This is a genomic window from Clostridium sp. AF27-2AA (assembly GCF_003478505.1).
Lineage (GTDB): Bacteria > Bacillota > Clostridia > Lachnospirales > Lachnospiraceae > Brotaphodocola.
Genome location: NZ_QUFI01000011.1, coordinates 39,804 through 59,301, shown reverse-complemented (window position 1 = coordinate 59,301; position 19,498 = coordinate 39,804). Strand labels below are relative to the sequence as shown.

Sequence of the window (19,498 nt, the reverse complement as noted above, 5' to 3'; positions counted from 1 at the left end):
AGCCCTATATGCATTTTTAGAGATTAACCGCGAAGCTTCATCAGCCGTTCCTGGACAGTGGCAATGAATACAAGTCCGGTAACAACATGCGGATTTTTAATCGTGGTCACTTTTTTCAGATCAGCAGTCATAATGCCGTCTTCTACGGTTCTGACTGCTGCTTCTTTTAACTGGCGGCCAAAGGTTTCCAGCTCTTTGTTCTGATCCAGCTCGCCGCGTTTTTCCAGAGCGCTGGCCCAGGCCATAATGATGGCAAGCGGGTTGGTAGATGCAACACCGCCTTCCAGGTAGCGGTAGTAGTGACGGCGCACGGTTCCGTGAGCAGCCTCGTACTCATAATTGCCGTTTGGAGATACCAGCACAGAGGTCATCATAGCTGCGGAACCATAGGCGGTAGCCAGCATATCACTCATAACATCGCCGTCATAGTTCTGGCAGGCCCAGACATAGCCGCCCTGATTTTTTACGGCACGGGACACTGCATCGTCGATCAGACAGTACTGATAGGAAATACCGGCCTTCTCAAAGTCTTCCATAAATTCATTCATGAAAACATCTTTGAAAATTTCACGGAAATTACGGTCATAGACCTTTGAGATCGTGTCCTTTGCGGAAAAGATCAGATCCTGCTTTACATCCAGTGCATAGGACATGCAGCAGCGGGCAAAGCTCTGGATGGAAGAATCCAGGTTATGGATGCCCTGGACAACACCAGGCGTGGTAAAATTATGGATGAGCTCTCTTGTTTCCGTCCCGTCTTCAGCAGTGAAAACCAGTTCACATTTGCCCGGCTGGTCAATCTTCATTTCGGAAGCACGGTAGAGATCGCCATATGCATGGCGGGCCAGGGTGATGGGTTTCGTCCAGGTTTTGATATAGGGTTCAATGCCTTTGATCAGGATCGGTGCACGGAACACGGTACCGTCCATGATGGAGCGGATGGTAGCGTTCGGGCTCTTCCACATTTTTTTCAACTGATATTCCTGCATGCGCTCCAGGTTTGGCGTGATGGTGGCGCATTTGACGGCAACACCGTATTTGTTGGCGGCATTGGCGGAGTCGATTGTAACCTGGTCATCGGTGAAGTCACGGTTGCGGATGCTTAAGTTATAATACTCGACCATGAGATCTACAAAAGGCAGAATCAGTTTTTCCTTGGTTTCTTTCCACAGGATTGCAGCCATCTCGTCGCCGTCCATCTCGACAAGCGGTGTAGTCATTTTGATTTTTTCCATAATCTTTCCTCCTCTGGGTTCTGGACAGTTGATTGTTCTTTCCCTAGTTTATCACAATAGACTGATTTTGAAAATGTGACTGACCAATCTTTTGCAAAATCTCAGTTACAGTTCAGCACAGCTATTTACTTTTAAAAATTCACATTGTATACTACTTACAGCAAAGACACCTACGGACTTCATGACCGCGCAATCTGTACTGCTGGAGAATGAAGCAGCAGCAAAGCGGCCATGAACCGGAAGATAAGGAGAAGAATATGGATAAGATGAGGGACCTTGCTTATTATAACGGAAAGATTACAGCGATTGACGATATGATGATTCCGGCTAATGATCGTGGATTCTACTTCGGAGATGGAATTTACGAAGCGGCCATGGTATTTGACCATAAGATCTTTGCTCTGCAGGATCATCTGGACCGCATGTTTAACAGTGCAGCCATGCTTCGCATTGAGCTTCCCTATACAAAAGAAGAAGTCGGCGCGCTTCTGACGGATCTGGTGCAGAAGTTAGAGAGCAGCTGCCAGTTCCTTTACTGGCAGGCGACCAGAGGAACCTCTCCGCGTAACCATCTCTTCCCAGGGGAGGGCGTTTCCAGTAATCTGTATGTATACAGCAAACCGTGGAACGGCGTACAGATGTCCGATGAATATCGTCTCATCAGTATTCCTGATACCCGTTTCTACCATTGCAACATCAAGACTTTAAATCTGATCCCCAATGTGATGGCAGCCCAGCAGGCATCCGAGGCAGGCTGCAATGAGACGGTCTTTGTCCGGGACGGCTATGTAACGGAGTGTTCTCATTCCAATATTTCCATGGTAAAGGATGGTGTGTTTATTACACATCCGCTGGACAATCTGATTCTTCCTGGCACAGAGAGAAAACACATCATCCGCTGGTGCGTTGAGCTGGGGATTCCGGTGGAGGAGCGAGCATTTACCCTGGAGGAGCTTTACACGGCAGATGAGATCCTGGTGACCAGTACCAGTCATCCGAGCATGCGGGCTATGGAGTTAAACAAAAGGGCAGTCGGCATGAAGAATCCGGAACTGATACAGAAGCTGCGCGACCAATATTTCAATGAGATTGGAAAATAATCTGTCGTGGCGGTCCAGAATGGAAAGAAGAGAGGAAGATAACGTGGAGAAAAAACGAATTCGGGATTTTGGCATTGTGCCAGGACGCCTGGAGACTGGAAAACGAAATAAGATTACGGATGTGCCTGGTGTGAAGGTCGGGCACTGTACCATAAAAACAGAAGAAAATCATACCGGGGTGACCGTGATTCTTCCAGGAGAGGACAATGCCTTTGCGAAGAAATACACCGCAGCCGCCTATGTTCATAACGGGTTTGGCAAAAGTGCCGGCCTGGTGCAGATAGAAGAACTTGGCACATTGGAAACGCCCATTGCCCTGACCAATACCTTAAATGTAGGAAAAGTGTGGGATGTTATGGTGGATATTGTGGTGGAACAGTGCGAAAAAGACGGTCTGGAACCCATGAGCATCAATCCAGTGGTGGGTGAATGTAATGATAGCCGCATCAATCGGATTCAAAAGCGGGCTGTGGGGGCGGCTGAAGTACGCCAGGCGTTTGCGTCTGTTGCAGATGACTTTGAAGAAGGAGCTGTTGGGGCCGGAACCGGAACCATCTGCTATGGCATGAAAGGCGGGATTGGGTCTGCGTCCCGTGTGATCCGGATCGGAGAGAAAGAATACACCATTGGTGTCTTGGTTCAGTCCAATTTTGGCGCAACAGAGGATTTTGTGTTAAACGGAGAGGCTGTTGGAGCGAAGATTCTGGACTGGAAGCAGGAAAAAGACGATATGGCGGCATCGGAAGAAGACAAGGGCTCCATCATGAGTATTCTGGCCACGGACCTTCCGCTGACCAGCCGCCAGTTAAAACGGATTCTTCGGAGAACCGGCGTTGGCATTGCCCGCACCGGCGGATATACCGGTCACGGAAGCGGCGAGGTCATGATCGGATTTACCACAGAAAACCGGATTCCATCCGGCACAGAAGAGAAACTGCTGCAGATTCAGGCGATTCCGGAGCATGTGATCAACCGGGCATTTCTTGCTGCTGCGGAGGCAGAGCAGGAAGCAATCTTAAATTCCATGACAGCAGCAGAGCGGACCCGCGGACTGGCAGGAGAACTTTATTACAGTCTGGCGGAGTATCTTGAAGACCAGGATCCGAAACAGTAACAAATTCGTTCAGACAATCAACAGAAACTGTATAGAAAAAGCGGATTGCAGGATGAGAGAAACGATTTCTCTGCCTGCAGTCCGCTTCTGGCGTTGAATGTATTTGAGCAGGATTATTTGTCAGCGGCTTTTTTCGCTGCTTCGATCAGTCCGGTAAAGACCGGAAGCATATCATCGGATGCCACCAGCATGGCTTCCGGGTGCCACTGGATTCCAAGACCGTATCCCGGACCCGAAGGCAAAGAAAGACCGGATCATTCTGGAGGGCAATATCCCCTCTGCACTGAATCCGCCGAGTGGATGTAAATTCCACACCCGCTGCCCGAAGTGCATGGAGCGCTGCAAAACGGAGGCTCCGCAGAAGTACCAGGTAGGTGACGATCATTTTGTATACTGCCATCTGTACGACACCGAGGAAGCGAAGAAGAACGCGAAAGCTGCGGAGAACGCAGTGATTCATCAGTAATGCAGTCAGAATAGCAATTACATGGCAGAGGAGCCGGTTTCATGACTAGATGCCATGAACCGGCTCTTTTGCCGCCTTTTGAAAAAACGCAATTAAAATTTTCATAAAAAGAGAGGCACGAACAATGAAACTGTTTATCAGTGCGGATATTGAAGGCTGTGCCGGAACAACCCTCAATTATGAAACCCACAAAGACGAACCGGCTTACCAGAAATACGCAAAGCAGATGACCGATGAGGTCGTGGCTGTCTGCGAGGCAGCTCTGGCTGCTGGTGTGGATGAGATCGTAGTAAAGGACGGACACGGAGATGCCACGAACATTGATGTGATGGCCATGCCGGAGCATGTCACCCTGATCCGTGGAAAGAGCGGTCATCCCATCAACATGATGTATGGTCTTGATGAGGCATTCGATGCAGTATTTTATATAGGATACCATGCACCGGCCGGCGATCCGGGAAGTCCGCTGAGCCATACCTCCACGGGGGCCAGCAATTTTATTGAGTTAAACGGAAAACGGATGAGCGAATTCATGCTGAACACTTATACGGCGGCCATGTATGGTGTTCCGGTGCTCTTCTTATCCGGTGACGAGCGCATCTGTGAGCTCTCAAAGGAGCTGGTTCCGCAGATCACGACGGTGTCTTCCAAGAAGGGTGTGGGCGGAAGTGCCTGGAATGTATCACCAAAGACTGTGATCGCAGATCTGAAAGCTTCTGTCACAGAAGTGCTTTCCGGTGATGTAGAGGCAAAGCTTGCTGCATGCAGAGTCACGCTTCCGGAGCAGTTCACTTATGAGGTAAACTACAAGGATCTGAAAAAAGCTTACCAGATGTCCTTTTATCCGGGCATGGAGGCGGTAGACGCGCGCACCAACCGTCTTACCAGCAAAAACTGGATGGATATTGTGACAGCTCATTCATTTGTGGTATATTAGAAGAACATACAGGGAGGATATGAACCATGGCAGATTTAAAGACAATTGAGGATTTAACCAACGCTTTCGGCCCGAGCGGTTTTGAGGAAGAGGTTGTAAAAGCAGTACAGAAGCATTGCGAGGGGCTGAATTTAAGAAACGACGCGATGTATAATGTATATGCGACGATGCCGGACGCAAAGGGAAACCGCCCGGTGTTTATGCTGGATGCGCATACCGATGAATGCGGCTTTATGGTCCAGAACGTGGAGGATAACGGACTTCTCAGCATCATCACCCTGGGCGGATTTCATATGACCAGCCTTCCGGCCCACAGTGTCATTGTGCGCAATAGTAAAGGCGAAAAAATCAAGGGAATCATTACATCCAAGCCGGTACATTTCTTAACGGCAGCCCAGAAGGCCGACAATTCCCTGACGATCGAGGAATTAAAGGTGGATGTCGGAGCCAGCAGCAGACAGGAGATCGAAGAGGATTACGGAATCCACGTCGGCGATCCGATCATGCCGGATGTGACCTTCTCCTATGATGAAAAACACGGCATCTGTTCCGGAAAGGCGTTTGATAACCGTCTTGGCTGTGTCTGCATCATTGAGACCATGAAAGCCCTGATGAAGGAGACAGAGAGCCTGGCCGTGGATGTTGTCGGTGCCTTTGCTTCCCAGGAGGAGGTTGGCATGCGCGGCGCAACCGTCACTGCACAGCAGGTAAAGCCGGATCTTGCTATTGTGTTTGAGGGATCTCCGGCAGACGATTTCTATTACCGTACCGGTGTAGCCCAGGGCTGCTTAAAGAAGGGTGTGCAGATCCGTCATATGGACAACAGCTATGTGGCCAATGACGCGTTTATGGCTTATGCCCATGAGATCGCTGACAAATACGGAATCAAATGCCAGGATGCGGTGAGACGCGGCGGCAGCACCAATGCAGGTAAAATTCATCTGACGCATCAGGCAGTTCCGGTTCTGGTTCTGGGCATCCCGTCCCGTTATGTGCACACCCACTACAACTTCTGCGCAAAGGAAGACATCGAATCTACTATCAAAATGGCAGTTGAGGTCATCCGCGGATTAAATGAAGAGCGTATCCGTCATATTATGCGACAGGATGTGCTGTAATTACGAAACTGAATAAAAGACCTGTTCAGGCCAGCTCTTCCTTTGCGATGCGGATGAAGAGCTGGTCTGCTTTTGACAGAAAGCCGTCTTTTAGAGTGGCAATGCAGGTGTCCCAGTAGGCATGATATTTTTTGTCGATGCAGAGGAGGGATGGTTGGAAATCCGAAGGGGAAATACGCGAATATTCCAGCGGAATCAAAGCCAGGCCCATGCCTTTGGCGGCCAGAAGCTGTGTGGTCTCAAAGTTGCGCAGCGTCATGGAAATGCGCGGCCGTGTGATTCCGGCCCGGCGCAGTACGTTGTCGGTAATCTGGCGGATACGCTGGGAAGTGTGAAGCATTAAAAATGGCTCTTTTGCCGCAAGGCGGATGTCCAGAACTGGGTATGGGTATCCTTCCCGGATTTCAGCCAGGGCGGTTAACGGGTGGTCTGGCGCGATGGCCAGGACAAAGGGATCCCGCTTCATGATGTCATAGTGAAACTGAGGGTGCTGCGCCGGATCAGAGGGCGCATGCATCAGGGCGAAGTCCAACTCCCCGGACAGAAGAAGCTGTTCCAGTATAGTCGTGTTTTCTTCACTGATATTCAGCTCGATATTGGCGCAGAGTTCGTGAAAGCGGGGAAGGACCTTAGGGAGCACCAGAGTCCCCAGATGGTTGGTAGTACCAAGGTGGATGCGTCCGGTCTTTAAGTTGTTAATATCGCTGATTTCCATCTCAAAGTCCTGATATAGTTTTAAAACCTGAACCGCCATATGGTAGTAGCGCTCACCGGCAAAGGTCATGGTCAGGCCGCCGGATGTGCGGTTGAACAGCTCCGTTCCAACAGATTCTTCAATTCGCTGGATGGACTGGCTTAAAGATGGCTGTGCGATAAAAAGTTTTTTCGCAGCCTTCGAAATGTTTTTTTCATCGGCCACGGTTTTAACATAGAGAAGTTCTTTCGTAGTCATGGAATCCTCTTTTCTGCATGGTTTCTGCACTGCATGATAAAAGGATTATAATACAAAACCGGAAAAAACACAAAGGCCGCCGCGTAGCACATGAACTGCAGCTTGACTTGCTTCATGGACTGAGATAGAATGAAACAGGTTTTGCAGAAGAAACCAGGATTTTACAATTGAGAAGGGGTTTTACAATGGAACAACAAGACAATAAAACAAGTTTTCTTGCGGGAATGCGCGACGGAGTTCCCATTGGACTTGGGTACTTTGCCGTAGCTTTTACCCTTGGCATTACAGCAGGAAAGGCGGGAATGAATGCACTGCAGTCGTCTCTGATGTCTGCACTGATGCTGGCATCGGCTGGAGAGTTTGCGGCTATTAGTATGATCGCGTCGGGTGCCGGATTTATGGAGATGATCATCACTACTGTGGTCATCAACATGCGGTATCTGCTGATGTCCAGTGCGCTGTCCCAGAAGGTACAGCAGAACCGGCCGTTTCTTCACCGTATTTTTATGTCTTATGCAGTAACGGATGAAATCTTTGGAATTTCCATGGCTGTTCCGGGAAAACTGAATCCCTTTTACCAGTACGGAGCAGCCAGTGTGGCGGCTCCGGGCTGGGTGCTTGGTACATTCCTTGGTGCAGTAGTAGGCATGATTCTTCCGGTGCCGGTTATGAGTGCCATGAGTGTGGCCATTTACGGCATGTTCCTTGCAGTGGTTGTTCCGCCGGCAAGAAAGGATAAGATCATTGCCGCGGTGGTTGTGGTATCTATGGCGGTAAGCTTTTTATTTCAGAGCCTTCCAGGGCTTAAAAATATTTCATCGGGATTTCAGATCATCCTGCTGACCGTGCTGATTTCAGCGGCTGCAGCGGTATTGTTCCCGGTAAAGGAGGAACAGCATGAATCATAATATTTACGCGTCTATTCTGGTGATGTTCCTGACAATCTACGCTGTGCGGGCTCTCCCGCTGACATTGATTCGAAAGGAAATCAAAAATCCGTTTATCCAGTCTTTTCTGTATTATGTGCCATATGTCAGTTTGTCCGTCATGACATTCCCATCTATCCTGTCCGCAACGGGAAACCGGATTACTGGACTGGCTGGCTTTGCGGCAGGCGTGATCCTGGCCTGGATTGACGGCAATCTGTTCCGGGTCTCCATCGGTGCATGTGTGGTCGTTTATATTGCGGAAATGATCCTGCACTAAAACGAAAACAACCGGACTTCACTCACGGGAAACCGTTGGAAAACATTGACAAAAACGGGAAACAGATTTATAATTCCCTCATCGTCTGTCCTAAAGCGGGCGATGGGGAGCAATCCATATTTGGAATCGAATGAGGAGGATAAGAACTATGGCAACAAGAAGAAGCGCAGCTAAAGCAGCAGCAAAAGCAGCACCGAAGACTGAGACCGTAAAGGCAGAAGTTAAGACTACTGCAGCAGAGGTTAAGGCAGAAACTCCGGTAAAGGCAGTTGTTGAGGCACCGGCAGCAAAGCCAGTCGAGACCACCAAGAAAGCACCAGCTAAGAAAGCTCCTGCAAAGAAGGCAGACCCGAAGGCTTGCGTATACATTGAATTCGCTGGCAAGCAGATCGTTGCAAAAGACGTTCTGGACAAGGCAGTGAAGGCATATGCGGAAGCTCATAAGGGCGCAGAGATCAAAACCATTGAAGTTTATGTAAAACCGGAAGAAAATGTTGCTTACTATGTAGTAAACGGAGAAGGTTCTGACGATTATAAGGTAACCTTATAATTCAGGAATCTCAGTTGTATCTGTACACTTTGTAAAGAGTGGAGTGGGGCTTTGTTTCAAGGCCTCACTCATTTGTTATTATAAGAAAAATAATATGTAATTCAGAAAGCTAAAGGAGAGACACGGATGGGACAGCAGGAAACCTGGAGACTGCCAGATGCATTTGTGGCAAGAATGAAAGATATGCTGGGAGACGAATGTGATGCATTTCTTGCCAGTTATGAAAAAGAACGGGCGCTAGGACTCAGGGTAAATACCCTGAAGGTTCCAGCAGCAGAATTTGCCGAAAAAAACCAGGCAGCATTTTCCCTGCGTCCGGTTTCCTGGTGCAGAGAAGGTTTATATTATGCGCAGGAAAGCCGTCCGGGCCGTCATCCATATCATGAAGCCGGAGCCTATTATATTCAGGAGCCGAGCGCCATGGCTGTGGTATCCCTGCTGGAGCCGAAACCGGGAGAAAAAGTACTGGATCTGTGTGCGGCTCCAGGCGGCAAAACCACCCATATTGCGTCACGCCTGGAAGGCTGCGGGCTTTTGGTCAGCAATGAGATTCATCCGGCCCGGGCGAAAATCCTGTCCCAGAATGTGGAACGTATGGGGATTGGCAATGCCATTGTAACCAACGAGGATTCTGGCAGTTTGGCCAGATTTTTCCCGGATTTTTTTGACTGCATAGTAGTGGATGCGCCCTGCTCTGGCGAAGGTATGTTCCGAAAAGACGAACAGGCAAGAAACGAGTGGAGTGAGGCAAACGTAAAGCTCTGCGCAGAACGCCAGCAGGAAATTCTGGACAACGCGGCAGAGATGTTAAAGCCCGGCGGAAGAATGGTGTATTCTACCTGTACCTTTGCGCCGGAGGAGGATGAAGACGGTATTTCCAGCTTTCTGAAACGCCATCCGGAGTTTTCCATTCTACGCCTGGAAGCGGGAGAATATCCGGAGGGGTTGTCTTGTGGGTGTCCGGAATGGAGTCAGGATCAGAATCCGGACCTCAGGTACACGTTCCGTATCTGGCCCCATAAGTCAGAGGGAGAGGGACACTATCTGGCGCTGCTGCGCAAGGAAGCAACCTGGGCGGCAGAAGATGACCGAAAGCGAAAAATACCGAAATACTGGAATGAGAAGGCTGGCCGTTCCTATTTGGAGGAATTTTTAAAAAAATCGCTGACAAAGGCCGGACATGACGCACTGGAAGCTGGCCTGGATCGTCTGATCCTGTTTGGAGACCAGTTGTATCAGCTGCCGGAGGGAACACCGGCGCTGGACCGTCTGCGTGTCCTTCGTCCGGGATTGCATCTCGGGGCATTCAAGACTAAACGGTTTGAGCCGTCTCATGCGCTTTCTCATTACCTGAAGCCGGAGCAGGCCGCATCAGTTTTAAAGCTTGAACGGGATGATGCACAGATTCTGGCTTATCTAAAAGGAAATACGGTAAATGGACCGTCGGATCTGTCTGGATGGACCTTAGTCTGCATAGAGGGTTATCCTCTGGGCTGGGGAAAAGCAGTCTCCGGAACCGTGAAGAACCATTATCCAAAAGGGCTCCGCATACAGGGTTAAACCTGTGTGCGAAGCCCTTTTATCTAAGCCAGACGGTAACGATCGTACGACATGGTCAGTCGTGGGTTTTGAAGGTCTCAACGATTGCGATCATCTCTTCTTTGTTCAGCTTTTTGTTGTTCATGAAGTCTCTGGTTTTTGGAATGTAATGTTCCAGAATCGGCAGAAGGATAAGCGCCGTGATACCACTGGTAAATCCTCCGTTATAAAGCACCAGACCGCCGTGAAGGGCGCTGGTTGCTGTGCACATGGAAGCGCACATAAAACCTGCCACAATGCCTGCACGTCTGCCATAACGACCGGAAATCGGACACAGGCCGGTGGCGAAAGCTACGCCGTTTATGTATCCCTGGGTCGTGATGGTCCAGCTGATCTCCCGGCCATTGAGGTAGCAAATGGCCAGGGTGAACAGGTAAAGCAGCTGGTATCCCGCAAGGATTGGCCAGATATTTTTTGGATGCTGTCCCATACAGGTAAAGGTCAGAGCCGCAAGGATTACGCCGATGGTGGCACCGGTAAAGCCAGCTCCTTCCGTGTAGATCATGATAATATCCAGGTAAAACAGAAAGAACAGCCCAACTGTGCCGATATTGATGAGACAGAGCGGCATGCCATATTTGGTGGCAAAATCACTTTGATGTCCGGTGTCGCGGGTCAGCTCTTCATATCCGCGAAAGCTTTTGCTGTTTAAGAAAAATCCGGTTACAATACAGATGACAAAAATGATCAGGAAAAAGCAGTTCGCGTAAAGCTGAAAGGAGTGTCCGAACTGCTCGTAGACCGGATTAAAACGGGTCGGCTTGGAGGATGGGTCAATTCCCATTGTATTATAGAAGAAGTTGAACAGGAAAAAACCAAAAAGTCCGAAAGCAAGGCCGCCGTTGTACAGGTTATAGCCCTTGTGCCATGCATGGGCACCCGGCAGGATTGCCGGTACAATGAAGCCGAGCATTAGGGAAAAGGCCAGTGTTAAAAGCACTCCGCTTATCGTCAGGGTTGGGTGGCCAAATACGAAAGTATCCTGGGTGTAGCGGAAGAGCAGTTCTCCGATGAACGGACCAAAGGAGGTCGTGAACATGCAGACATGCAGGTTGCCTTTGTAGTCCAGCTTCTTTAAGTGCAGATAGAGGAACGGTGCCAGAAAGCATGGCCACATGGTCAGAAAATTCAGACCATAAAAGCAGTGAGCTACTACAAGAAAATAACCGGCCAATGTGCTTGGGCGGGATTCCCCTTTTAATCCCACCATAAAGAGCCAGCAGGCCATACCGCAGGCTCCGGCATTGAGCATGGCACTTGGCAGGCCGCCAATCTCAAGATAATCAGTTACAAGTGGGCTGGGAGAAGTCATGATAAGATACCAGCCGTGAAAAATGTTGTGAAGATCTCTGGTGTAGATACCGGCAGCCAGAGATGAAATCAGAAATGCAATAGAGAAACCAAGAGCCACTCCGTTGATGAGGGTGCTGTTGGATAGTTTTTTCCCTTCCATAAAATAAATCCCCTGTATGTATTGGTGTTTTTATTGATCCTGAGTAGTATTCTGATTCTCAATTATAGAGCAGGAGTTTTTTCATTGCAAGATAAAACCTTAACGAAACTTGTACGGAATTAAGTGCAATGGAAGAACTGCTGCATGTCTTCCGGAATATCAGCCGTAAACTCCATGGGATCCCTTGTAACAGGGTGCAGAAAAGACAGTTTCCAGGAATGCAGGCTCTGGCGGTTTAAAAAACGGTAATCCGGATTGTAGAGGAAATCCCCGTAAAGCGGATGTCCGATGTATTTCATATGAACACGGATCTGGTGGGTGCGCCCGGTTTCGAGACGGATTTCCAAAAGGGAGGTGTCCGTCCCGGATTGATAGGAGAGCAGCCGGTAATGGGTGACTGCGGATTCCCCATGTACCGGGTCCGGGATGCGTGCAATGGTAGATCCTGGGAGCCGGGCTATGGGAACGTCAATGGTTCCTTCCGGCTGATCAGAAAGATTTCCGTTTACCGCAGCCAGGTAGGTACGGTGAATCTGGCGCTTTTTTACCATATCGGAAAGAATACAGCTGCTCAGAGCGTTTTTAGCAACAATCAGAAGACCTGTGGTGTCACGGTCCAGACGGTTGATGGCACGGAACACAAAGGTCTGCTGCTTCTGTTCAAAATACCAGGCCAGCCCGTTGGCAAGGGAATTGGAAAAGTTTCCCTGGGAAGGATGAATGGGAACATTTGCTGCCTTATTTATGACCATCAGGTCTTCGTCCTCATAGAGAATAGAAAGAGACATGGGCGTTGGAACAATGTGTTCTGAGGAGGGTTCCTGCGGAAGCGTTACCTCAAGTCGTTCGCCGGGCTGCATGTGGTGTGTGGTATAGACTTTCTCACCGTGAATCAGGAGACCGTTGTCGGTCAGTTTAATCCGGTTGATCAGGGATTTGGAATAGCCAAGTGAGCGCAGCAGCTCCTCGACGGTCCGCCCGTTTTCCATGGCTTTGTAGGAGTGGTGGATGATCGGGTTCATGATGTTAAAATTCCTTTCCTGGTGTTTGTTCGGATGCTTTGCCCAAATGCTTCTGGCGGCTCACTGCGTGAGGAATCAGTGTGTTTTCTTTTAAGAAGCTGGCGCGCTGGACGCTGTCGATGCCATAACGGCCGCGGATGGCGTCCACTGCTTTTTCCATGGCACGCATTTTCTTTGCGTGTTCGTCTTCAAACAGGCTGATCTGTTCAAATGTCTCTTCCTGAATCTGAGTGGTGCGCAGTCCAATCAGCCGTACCGGTGTTTTGTTCCAGAATTCTTTTAACAGCTGACAGGCAGTATCATAGAGAACAGAGGTGGAGTCGGTAGGGCTTTTTAAGACGCACTGATGGGACTGACAGGCAAATTTCCAGTCCTTTAGCTCTACAGTAACGCTGTTGCAACGGACTTTTGCTTCCCGGAGCCTGGCTCCTACCGTCTCACTCAAAGCCAGGAGCACCTGACATGCAGTATCAAAATCGGAAACATCCTGGGGGAGTGTGATGCTGTTCCCGTAGCCTTTTCTGGTGGGATCCGGCGGTGCCACCGGTTCATGGTCAATGCCGTTGGCATAGCGGTGTACCTGGATGCCGTATTTTTCGCCGAGATGGGCTTTCAGGATACCAGGGTCACAGGCTGCGGCATCTCCAATGGTGTGAAGACCAATCCGTGCCATCTTGTCTGCTGTGGATTTTCCTACAAAAAGCAGATCGCGCAGCGGGAGCGGCCACATTTTCGTGGGAACATCCTCGGGGAAGAGCGTATTGGTTTTATCGGGCTTTTCGAAATCAGAAGCCATTTTGGCCAGCAGCTTGTTACAGGAAATTCCGACATTGACGGTGAATTTCAGCTCTTTTCGGATCCGTTCCCGGATCTGGTCCGCTACTTCGTTTGGCCGGCCAAACAGGTGAATGGTTTCTGTCATGTCCAAAAAGGCCTCATCGATGCTGAATTTCTCGATATCCGGGGTATATTCGGAAAGCAGGTTCAACATCTGTCTGGAATAACTGGAGTAAATATCAAAGCGGGAGGGCACGATGATGAGTTCCGGACACTTGCGCAGGGCTGAGGCAATGGTTTCTGCTGTGACGACACCGGATTTTTTCGCCGGAGTGGATTTTGCTAGGATAATGCCATGCCGGGAACTGACATCTCCGCCTACTGCGGAAGGAATCAGCCGGAGATCCTGTGCGTCCGGATTCAGAGAAAGCCGGTATACGGATTCCCAGCTTAAAAAAGCGGAATTTACATCAATATGAAAGATCAGCCGTCTGGCTTCCATGTTATTTGACCTCCTGTTTCAGGGCTTTACTATGGCTTCTATCATAACAGAATATCCGAAAAATTACCAGAATAGGATAGAGAGAGTGTGTGATGAAAAAAGTGGGGAGTGCAGGTTGAACAGAAAAGGAACAGGAAAGAAAAACCGTCTGATCGGGCTGATGGCCGGAATCAGTATCGGGTTCGCGGTGTGGGGAAGCGTACGGCTTCAGCCGGATACATGGCTGGCAAACGGAAATGTGCAGATGGCGCAAAGCAGAATGCCAGCGGTACAGGAAATCGGAAAAGCAGTGCAGAGAACAGGAAAAGCAGTGCAGGACGGCACCGGAAACAGGGAACAGGCTCTTTCCCTGTATGCCCAGAGTGCCGTTTTAATGGACGCGGACAGTGGACGCATTTTATATGGAAAGGACGAGCAGCAGATCCGGCCCATGGCCAGTACTACCAAAATCATGACCTGTATTCTTGCGCTGGAGCTGGGAAACCCGGAAGATTTCTGTGAGGTTTCCAAAAAGGCATCAGCGCAGCCAAAAGTGAAACTTGGCGCGCCGGCGGGCAGCCGGTTAAAGCTTCAGGATCTTCTATATTCCCTGATGCTGGAGTCTCACAACGATTCCGCCGTGGTGATTGCAGAGCATATTAGTGGAAGCGTTGAGGCCTTTGCCAGGGCCATGAACCGTAAGGCGCAGGAGATTGGCTGCGTGGATACTACATTTCTGACACCAAACGGACTGGATGCTAAGGAACAGAATACAGATGGTGAGACGGTATGCCACAGCACAACAGCAGCAGAACTGGCAAAAATTCTGCGTTACTGCACAAAAGAGTCACCAAAACGTGATGAATTTTTAACAATAACGCGCGCAAAGAGCCATGTCTTTTCCGACCAGAAAGGACAACATACCTATTCCTGCAGAAACCACAATGCGCTTCTGGATATGACGCAGGAGGCAGTGACCGGAAAGACCGGTTTTACGGGAGAAGCCGGTTACTGTTACGCGGCGGAGCTTTCTGATGGGGATCGGACCTTTATCCTCACACTGCTTGGCTGTGGCTGGCCTCCGCACAAGACCTGGAAATGGGAGGATGTACGGACACTTTACCGCTACGGAAAAGAACATTTTTTCTACCGGAATTTTGCATTTGAGGAAAAACAAGTCCGAATCCCTCTGCGTAACGGTGCCTATAAAGACTGGATCTGTGTGGGTTCGGAGACACAGGGGGGAGAACGGGAGTTTCGCCTTCTGGTTTCAGAAGAAGAACGGCCGACGGCGGAATATGATCTGAAAAAGGCGCTGGATGCTCCGGTGAAAGCAGGCGAATATGCCGGGGCGGTATATTACCGTCTTGGGAAGAAGCTGATCGGGCAGAGCCGGTACCGTACGGAGGAAGAAGCGGCGGCCTGGGATCTGGCTTACTGCATGGAGAAAATGTTCCATTTCTGGCTGTTCCTGAAATTGTAAAAAAAAATTCAAAAATGCTTGAATTTTATCCGATGACATTATATTATTATAATCGGCAGAAATTGGATTTACTAAACGATAGTTTGTCTTTCTCTTAACAATACAAAAGAGGAGGAAAAGCGATCGTCAAATATTTCAAAATGGAGGATTGCAAAATGAGTAATCAAACATCAGCAAGTAACAGAATCAACGCATTACTTGATGAGAACAGTTTTGTTGAAGTTGGCGCTTACATTACAGCAAGAAGCACTGATTTTAACATGGCTGCTAAGGAGACTCCGGCAGATGGCGTAATCACCGGTTACGGTACCATCGAAGGAAACCTTGTGTATGTGTACAGCCAGGACGCTTCCGTACTGGGCGGTTCCTTAGGCGAGATGCACGCAAAGAAAATTTCCAACATCTATTCCATGGCAGTAAAGATGGGCGCACCGGTCATCGGACTGGTTGACTGTGCAGGTCTTCGCCTGCAGGAAGCAACCGACGCTTTAAACGGCTTTGGCGAGATGTATTTAAGCCAGACCCTGGCATCCGGCGTAGTTCCGCAGATCTCCGCTATCTTTGGTACCTGCGGCGGCGGTATGGCAGTTGCATCTGCTATGTCTGACTTTATTTTTATGGAAGAGAAGAACGCAAAATTATTTGTAAATTCTCCGAACGCAATCGATGGAAACCGTGTTGAGAAGTGCGATACTTCCAGCGCTGCATTCCAGAGCGAGGAAACCGGACTTGTGGACTTCACCGGCAGCGAAGAGGATATCTTATCCCAGATCCGCTCCCTGGTAACCATCCTTCCGGCCAACAACGAGGATGATATGTCCTACAGCGAGTGCACCGACGATTTAAACCGTGTATGCTCCGATCTTGAAAATTATGCAGGAGCAACCGATCTGGCACTGGCACAGATCTCCGATGACAATTTCTTCTTAGAGGTGAAGAAGGACTATGACAAGTCCATGGTAACCGGCTTTATCCGTCTGAACGGAACCACCGTGGGCTGCGTGGCAAACCGCACTGCTGTTTACGCGGCAGACGGTGTGAAGGAAGACGAGTTCGATGCAGTTCTCTCCGCTAACGGCGCAGAGAAGGCAGCAAAGTTTGTTTCCTTCTGTGACGCATTCAACATTCCGTTACTGACCCTGGTGAACGTAAAGGGCTACAAGGCATGCAAATGCACTGAGCGCCGCATCGCAAAGAACGCAGGCCGTCTGACCTACGCTTTTGCAAACGCAAGCGTTCCGAAGGTAACCGTCGTAGTCGGCGAGGCTTATGGTACCGCATACCTGACCATGAACTCCAAGTCCATCGGTGCAGATGTGGTATATGCATGGTCGAACGCAACCATCGGCATGATGGATGCTTCCGCTGCAGCTAAGATCATGTACGCAGACGAAATTGCAAAGGCAGATGACTCCGTTGCACTCATCAATGAGAAGGCAGCTGCTTATCGTGAAATGCAGTCCAGCGCACTTGCAGCGGCAAAGAGAGGATATGTAGACGATATCATCGAGGCATGTGACACCAGAAAACGTGTGATCGCAGCATTCGAGATGCTGTTTACCAAAAGAGAGGATCGTCCGGACAGAAAACATGGAACGGTTTAGAATGAGGTGACAAATATATGAAACAGTATATGAAACGAGTTTTGTTAGTGTTAAGCATGGTAGTCAGCCTCTTTGCTCTGTCCGCATGCTCCAACAAGAATGCTGCTGAGGCAGAAACTATGGATCCGCAGACAGCTTCCTACATTTCTCAGATCTCGGAAAACCTGCTCCAGACCATCGCCGAGATGGACGAAGCCACAGCAGAGGAGTCTGAGACCGGCCTGTTAAAGCAGGGCGAGGACGGACTTGCAAGCGGCCTGACTTCCTGGATCGGTGTCATGAAGGACACCGGCGCGTTCGTAAGCGTCCTTTCCTCCGATACCGAGCTTGGCGAGGATGATCAGTATGTATGTGTGATTCAGGCACAGTTTGAGAAACGCAACGTAGAGTTCAAAGCATTCTACACCATGGATCCGCAGAGCCAGAACTTAAATCCGGTCAGCCTGACCTTCAGCCCGGAGTACACCGTAGGCGAGAATATGGCAAAGGCAGGTATGAATACCTTACTTGGTATGGGTACCGTATTCCTGGTACTGATCTTCATCAGCATCCTGATCAGCTGCTTCAAGTTCATCAGCGTCTTCGAAAACAAGATGAAAGCAAAGAACGCAGCTCCGGCACCGGCAGCAGCTCCAGTGGCAGCACCGGCAGCAGAAGAGGAAGAGCTTGTGGATGATCTGGAACTGGTGGCTGTCATTACTGCGGCTATCGCAGCATCAACCAACTCATCAACCGACTCCCTGGTAGTACGCTCCATCAAACGTGCACCGGGCGCAAAATGGAAAAGAGCATAAGCGAATAGGAGGATTCTTATCATGAAAAATTACACAATTACTGTGAATGGCAATGTATACAATGTAACTGTTGAAGAGGGAACCACCGCTGGTGTAGTTCAGGCTCCGGCAGCAGCACCGAAGGCAGCTCCGGCAGCTCCGAAGGCAGCAGCTCCGGCCGGCGCTCAGGGTTCTGTAGTTGTAACCGCTCCGATGCCGGGTAAGATCCTGGCAGTAAAGGCTAACGCCGGACAGGCTGTAAAGAAAGGCGATGTTATCATGGTTCTCGAGGCTATGAAGATGGAGAACGATATCGTAGCTCCTCAGGATGGAACCGTTGCAAGCATTAATGCAGCAGCAGGCGACGCAGTAGAAGCTGGCGCAACTCTTGCTACATTAAACTAATAGCTTGCAAAAAAGCAAGTTCCACATGGAGGGATTAAAATGGATTATATTGGATCTACTTTGGCCAATCTTCTTCAGCAGACCGCATTCCTGAATCTGACCTTCGGAAACTTTATCATGATTCTGGTGGCATTTGTATTCCTGTATCTGGCGATCAGAAAAGGATTCGAGCCGCTCTTACTGGTTCCGATCGCGTTTGGTATGCTGTTAGTTAATATCTACCCGGATATTATGGCTGCCCCGGAAGATATGTCCAATGGCGTAGGCGGACTTCTTCACTACTTCTTCATTCTGGATGAGTGGAGTATCCTTCCGTCTCTGATTTTCATGGGTGTCGGCGCAATGACCGATTTCGGTCCGCTGATCGCAAACCCGAAGAGCTTCCTGCTTGGTGCAGCAGCTCAGTTTGGTATCTACAGTGCATATTTCCTTGCAATTTTCATGGGCTTCAATGATAAGGCAGCAGCAGCTATCTCCATCATTGGTGGAGCAGACGGCCCGACTTCTATCTTCCTTGCAGGTAAGCTCGGACAGTCTGAGTTCATGGGACCGATCGCAGTAGCAGCTTACTCCTACATGGCGCTGGTTCCGATCATCCAGCCGCCGATCATGAAGGCTCTGACCACAGAAAAAGAGCGTAAGATCAAGATGGATCAGCTTCGTCCGGTTTCCAAGCTGGAGAAGATTCTGTTCCCGGTTATCGTAACCGTAGTAGTCTGCCTGATTCTGCCGACTACCGCACCGCTTGTTGGTATGTTAATGCTTGGTAACCTGTTCCGTGAGTCTGGCGTTGTAAAACAGCTGTCCGAAACCGCAAGCAATGCCCTGATGTATATCGTAGTTATCCTGCTTGGTACTTCCGTAGGCGCATCCACCAGTGCAGAGGCTTTCTTAAAGGTAACCACCTTAAAGATCGTTGCCCTGGGTCTGGTAGCATTCGCAGTAGGTACCGCAGCCGGCGTTATCTTCGGTAAGATCATGTGCAAGCTTACCGGCGGCAAGGTAAACCCGTTAATCGGTTCCGCAGGTGTATCTGCAGTGCCGATGGCAGCCCGTGTATCCCAGAAGGTTGGTTCTGAGGCAGACCCGACGAACTTCCTGCTGATGCATGCAATGGGCCCGAACGTAGCAGGTGTTATCGGTACTGCAGTTGCAGCCGGTACATTCATGGCAATTTTCGGCGTTTAAAATTCAATCATTTCTTGCTGCAGCAATATAAAGTT

18 protein-coding genes and 1 pseudogene are annotated in these 19,498 nt (G+C 49.6%); 14 read left to right on the top strand and 5 right to left on the bottom strand.

The features are described from left to right. Window positions 1-23: 23 nt before the first annotated feature. Complete coding sequence (locus tag DWY84_RS08115) at window positions 24-1,235, bottom strand: NADP-dependent isocitrate dehydrogenase (RefSeq protein WP_118532189.1); 1,212 nt, start codon at window positions 1,233-1,235, stop codon at window positions 24-26. Window positions 1,236-1,501: 266 nt separating this feature from the next. Between DWY84_RS08115 and DWY84_RS08110 the strand changes: the two genes are divergently transcribed. The 5 genes and pseudogenes from DWY84_RS08110 (at window position 1,502) to DWY84_RS08090 (ending at window position 5,970) form a co-directional block, all read left to right on the top strand. Further along, window positions 1,502-2,335, top strand: coding sequence for an aminotransferase class IV (locus tag DWY84_RS08110; protein WP_118532286.1), 834 nt, complete (start codon window positions 1,502-1,504; stop codon window positions 2,333-2,335). Between the two features lie 19 nt (window positions 2,336-2,354). Continuing rightward, entirely contained in the window at window positions 2,355-3,449 is a 1,095-nt protein-coding gene (locus DWY84_RS08105; protein WP_118532187.1) for a P1 family peptidase, read from the top strand. Window positions 3,450-3,672: 223 nt separating this feature from the next. Then, window positions 3,673-3,915 (top strand): annotated as a pseudogene (locus tag DWY84_RS08100) (oligopeptide/dipeptide ABC transporter ATP-binding protein); the annotation flags it as partial. Window positions 3,916-4,039: 124 nt separating this feature from the next. Further along, window positions 4,040-4,852 (top strand): M55 family metallopeptidase, encoded by an 813-nt coding sequence (locus DWY84_RS08095; RefSeq protein WP_118532185.1) that lies wholly within the window; start codon window positions 4,040-4,042, stop codon window positions 4,850-4,852. Between the two features lie 26 nt (window positions 4,853-4,878). Further along, window positions 4,879-5,970 (top strand): M20/M25/M40 family metallo-hydrolase, encoded by a 1,092-nt coding sequence (locus DWY84_RS08090; RefSeq protein WP_118532183.1) that lies wholly within the window; start codon window positions 4,879-4,881, stop codon window positions 5,968-5,970. Between the two features lie 25 nt (window positions 5,971-5,995). Here DWY84_RS08090 and DWY84_RS08085 read toward each other — a convergent pair whose 3' ends face one another. Beyond that, on the bottom strand, window positions 5,996-6,922 hold the full coding sequence (locus DWY84_RS08085; RefSeq protein ID WP_118532181.1) for a LysR family transcriptional regulator: 927 nt from the start codon (window positions 6,920-6,922) through the stop codon (window positions 5,996-5,998). 185 nt (window positions 6,923-7,107) lie between these two features. On the opposite strand from DWY84_RS08085, the gene DWY84_RS08080 reads away from it, so the two are divergent. The 4 genes from DWY84_RS08080 (at window position 7,108) to DWY84_RS08065 (ending at window position 10,238) form a co-directional block, all read left to right on the top strand. Continuing rightward, the gene (locus DWY84_RS08080) at window positions 7,108-7,830 is read left to right on the top strand and encodes an AzlC family ABC transporter permease (RefSeq protein WP_118532179.1); all 723 of its coding nucleotides are present in this window, start codon (window positions 7,108-7,110) and stop codon (window positions 7,828-7,830) included. Further along, window positions 7,820-8,128, top strand: coding sequence for an AzlD domain-containing protein (locus DWY84_RS08075; RefSeq protein ID WP_118532177.1), 309 nt, complete (start codon window positions 7,820-7,822; stop codon window positions 8,126-8,128). Before DWY84_RS08080 ends, DWY84_RS08075 begins: the two co-directional genes overlap by 11 nt. Window positions 8,129-8,276: 148 nt before the next feature. After that, on the top strand, window positions 8,277-8,678 hold the full coding sequence (locus DWY84_RS08070; protein WP_118532175.1) for a DUF6465 family protein: 402 nt from the start codon (window positions 8,277-8,279) through the stop codon (window positions 8,676-8,678). Window positions 8,679-8,804: 126 nt separating this feature from the next. Continuing rightward, window positions 8,805-10,238, top strand: coding sequence for an RsmB/NOP family class I SAM-dependent RNA methyltransferase (locus DWY84_RS08065; RefSeq protein ID WP_118532173.1), 1,434 nt, complete (start codon window positions 8,805-8,807; stop codon window positions 10,236-10,238). 55 nt (window positions 10,239-10,293) lie between these two features. On the opposite strand, the gene DWY84_RS08060 is transcribed toward DWY84_RS08065, so the two are convergent. The 3 genes from DWY84_RS08060 to DWY84_RS08050 form a co-directional block, all read right to left on the bottom strand. Continuing rightward, window positions 10,294-11,730, bottom strand: coding sequence for a DUF1576 domain-containing protein (locus DWY84_RS08060; RefSeq protein WP_118532171.1), 1,437 nt, complete (start codon window positions 11,728-11,730; stop codon window positions 10,294-10,296). 119 nt (window positions 11,731-11,849) lie between these two features. Continuing rightward, entirely contained in the window at window positions 11,850-12,752 is a 903-nt protein-coding gene (locus DWY84_RS08055) for an RluA family pseudouridine synthase (protein ID WP_118532169.1), read from the bottom strand. Window positions 12,753-12,756: 4 nt separating this feature from the next. Beyond that, window positions 12,757-14,031 (bottom strand): DNA polymerase IV, encoded by a 1,275-nt coding sequence (locus tag DWY84_RS08050; protein ID WP_118532167.1) that lies wholly within the window; start codon window positions 14,029-14,031, stop codon window positions 12,757-12,759. 115 nt (window positions 14,032-14,146) lie between these two features. On the opposite strand from DWY84_RS08050, the gene DWY84_RS08045 reads away from it, so the two are divergent. The 5 genes from DWY84_RS08045 to DWY84_RS08025 all read left to right on the top strand — a co-directional run bounded on the left by DWY84_RS08045 (window position 14,147) and on the right by DWY84_RS08025 (window position 19,463). Then, entirely contained in the window at window positions 14,147-15,493 is a 1,347-nt protein-coding gene (locus DWY84_RS08045; protein ID WP_243024794.1) for a D-alanyl-D-alanine carboxypeptidase family protein, read from the top strand. Window positions 15,494-15,648: 155 nt separating this feature from the next. Beyond that, window positions 15,649-17,097, top strand: a complete 1,449-nt coding sequence (locus DWY84_RS08040; protein WP_118532165.1) for a carboxyl transferase domain-containing protein — start codon at window positions 15,649-15,651, stop codon at window positions 17,095-17,097. A 17-nt stretch (window positions 17,098-17,114) separates the two neighbouring features. Then, on the top strand, window positions 17,115-17,891 hold the full coding sequence (locus DWY84_RS08035) for an OadG family protein (protein WP_118532163.1): 777 nt from the start codon (window positions 17,115-17,117) through the stop codon (window positions 17,889-17,891). A 21-nt stretch (window positions 17,892-17,912) separates the two neighbouring features. After that, window positions 17,913-18,275 (top strand): biotin/lipoyl-containing protein, encoded by a 363-nt coding sequence (locus tag DWY84_RS08030; RefSeq protein ID WP_118532161.1) that lies wholly within the window; start codon window positions 17,913-17,915, stop codon window positions 18,273-18,275. Window positions 18,276-18,314: 39 nt separating this feature from the next. After that, window positions 18,315-19,463, top strand: coding sequence for a sodium ion-translocating decarboxylase subunit beta (locus tag DWY84_RS08025; protein WP_118532159.1), 1,149 nt, complete (start codon window positions 18,315-18,317; stop codon window positions 19,461-19,463). Window positions 19,464-19,498: the final 35 nt, after the last annotated feature.

Bases quoted from the DNA above. Each gene is read 5' to 3' on its own strand.
- DWY84_RS08115 (WP_118532189.1), bottom strand. From the start codon at position 1,235: ATGGAAAAAATCAAAATGACTACACCGCTTGTCGAGATGGACGGCGAC.
- DWY84_RS08110 (WP_118532286.1), top strand. From the start codon at position 1,502: ATGAGGGACCTTGCTTATTATAACGGAAAGATTACAGCGATTGACGAT.
- DWY84_RS08105 (WP_118532187.1), top strand. From the start codon at position 2,355: ATGGAAAGAAGAGAGGAAGATAACGTGGAGAAAAAACGAATTCGGGAT.
- DWY84_RS08095 (WP_118532185.1), top strand. From the start codon at position 4,040: ATGAAACTGTTTATCAGTGCGGATATTGAAGGCTGTGCCGGAACAACC.
- DWY84_RS08090 (WP_118532183.1), top strand. From the start codon at position 4,879: ATGGCAGATTTAAAGACAATTGAGGATTTAACCAACGCTTTCGGCCCG.
- DWY84_RS08085 (WP_118532181.1), bottom strand. From the start codon at position 6,922: ATGACTACGAAAGAACTTCTCTATGTTAAAACCGTGGCCGATGAAAAA.
- DWY84_RS08080 (WP_118532179.1), top strand. From the start codon at position 7,108: ATGGAACAACAAGACAATAAAACAAGTTTTCTTGCGGGAATGCGCGAC.
- DWY84_RS08075 (WP_118532177.1), top strand. From the start codon at position 7,820: ATGAATCATAATATTTACGCGTCTATTCTGGTGATGTTCCTGACAATC.
- DWY84_RS08070 (WP_118532175.1), top strand. From the start codon at position 8,277: ATGGCAACAAGAAGAAGCGCAGCTAAAGCAGCAGCAAAAGCAGCACCG.
- DWY84_RS08065 (WP_118532173.1), top strand. From the start codon at position 8,805: ATGGGACAGCAGGAAACCTGGAGACTGCCAGATGCATTTGTGGCAAGA.
- DWY84_RS08060 (WP_118532171.1), bottom strand. From the start codon at position 11,730: ATGGAAGGGAAAAAACTATCCAACAGCACCCTCATCAACGGAGTGGCT.
- DWY84_RS08055 (WP_118532169.1), bottom strand. From the start codon at position 12,752: ATGAACCCGATCATCCACCACTCCTACAAAGCCATGGAAAACGGGCGG.
- DWY84_RS08050 (WP_118532167.1), bottom strand. From the start codon at position 14,031: ATGGAAGCCAGACGGCTGATCTTTCATATTGATGTAAATTCCGCTTTT.
- DWY84_RS08040 (WP_118532165.1), top strand. From the start codon at position 15,649: ATGAGTAATCAAACATCAGCAAGTAACAGAATCAACGCATTACTTGAT.
- DWY84_RS08035 (WP_118532163.1), top strand. From the start codon at position 17,115: ATGAAACAGTATATGAAACGAGTTTTGTTAGTGTTAAGCATGGTAGTC.
- DWY84_RS08030 (WP_118532161.1), top strand. From the start codon at position 17,913: ATGAAAAATTACACAATTACTGTGAATGGCAATGTATACAATGTAACT.
- DWY84_RS08025 (WP_118532159.1), top strand. From the start codon at position 18,315: ATGGATTATATTGGATCTACTTTGGCCAATCTTCTTCAGCAGACCGCA.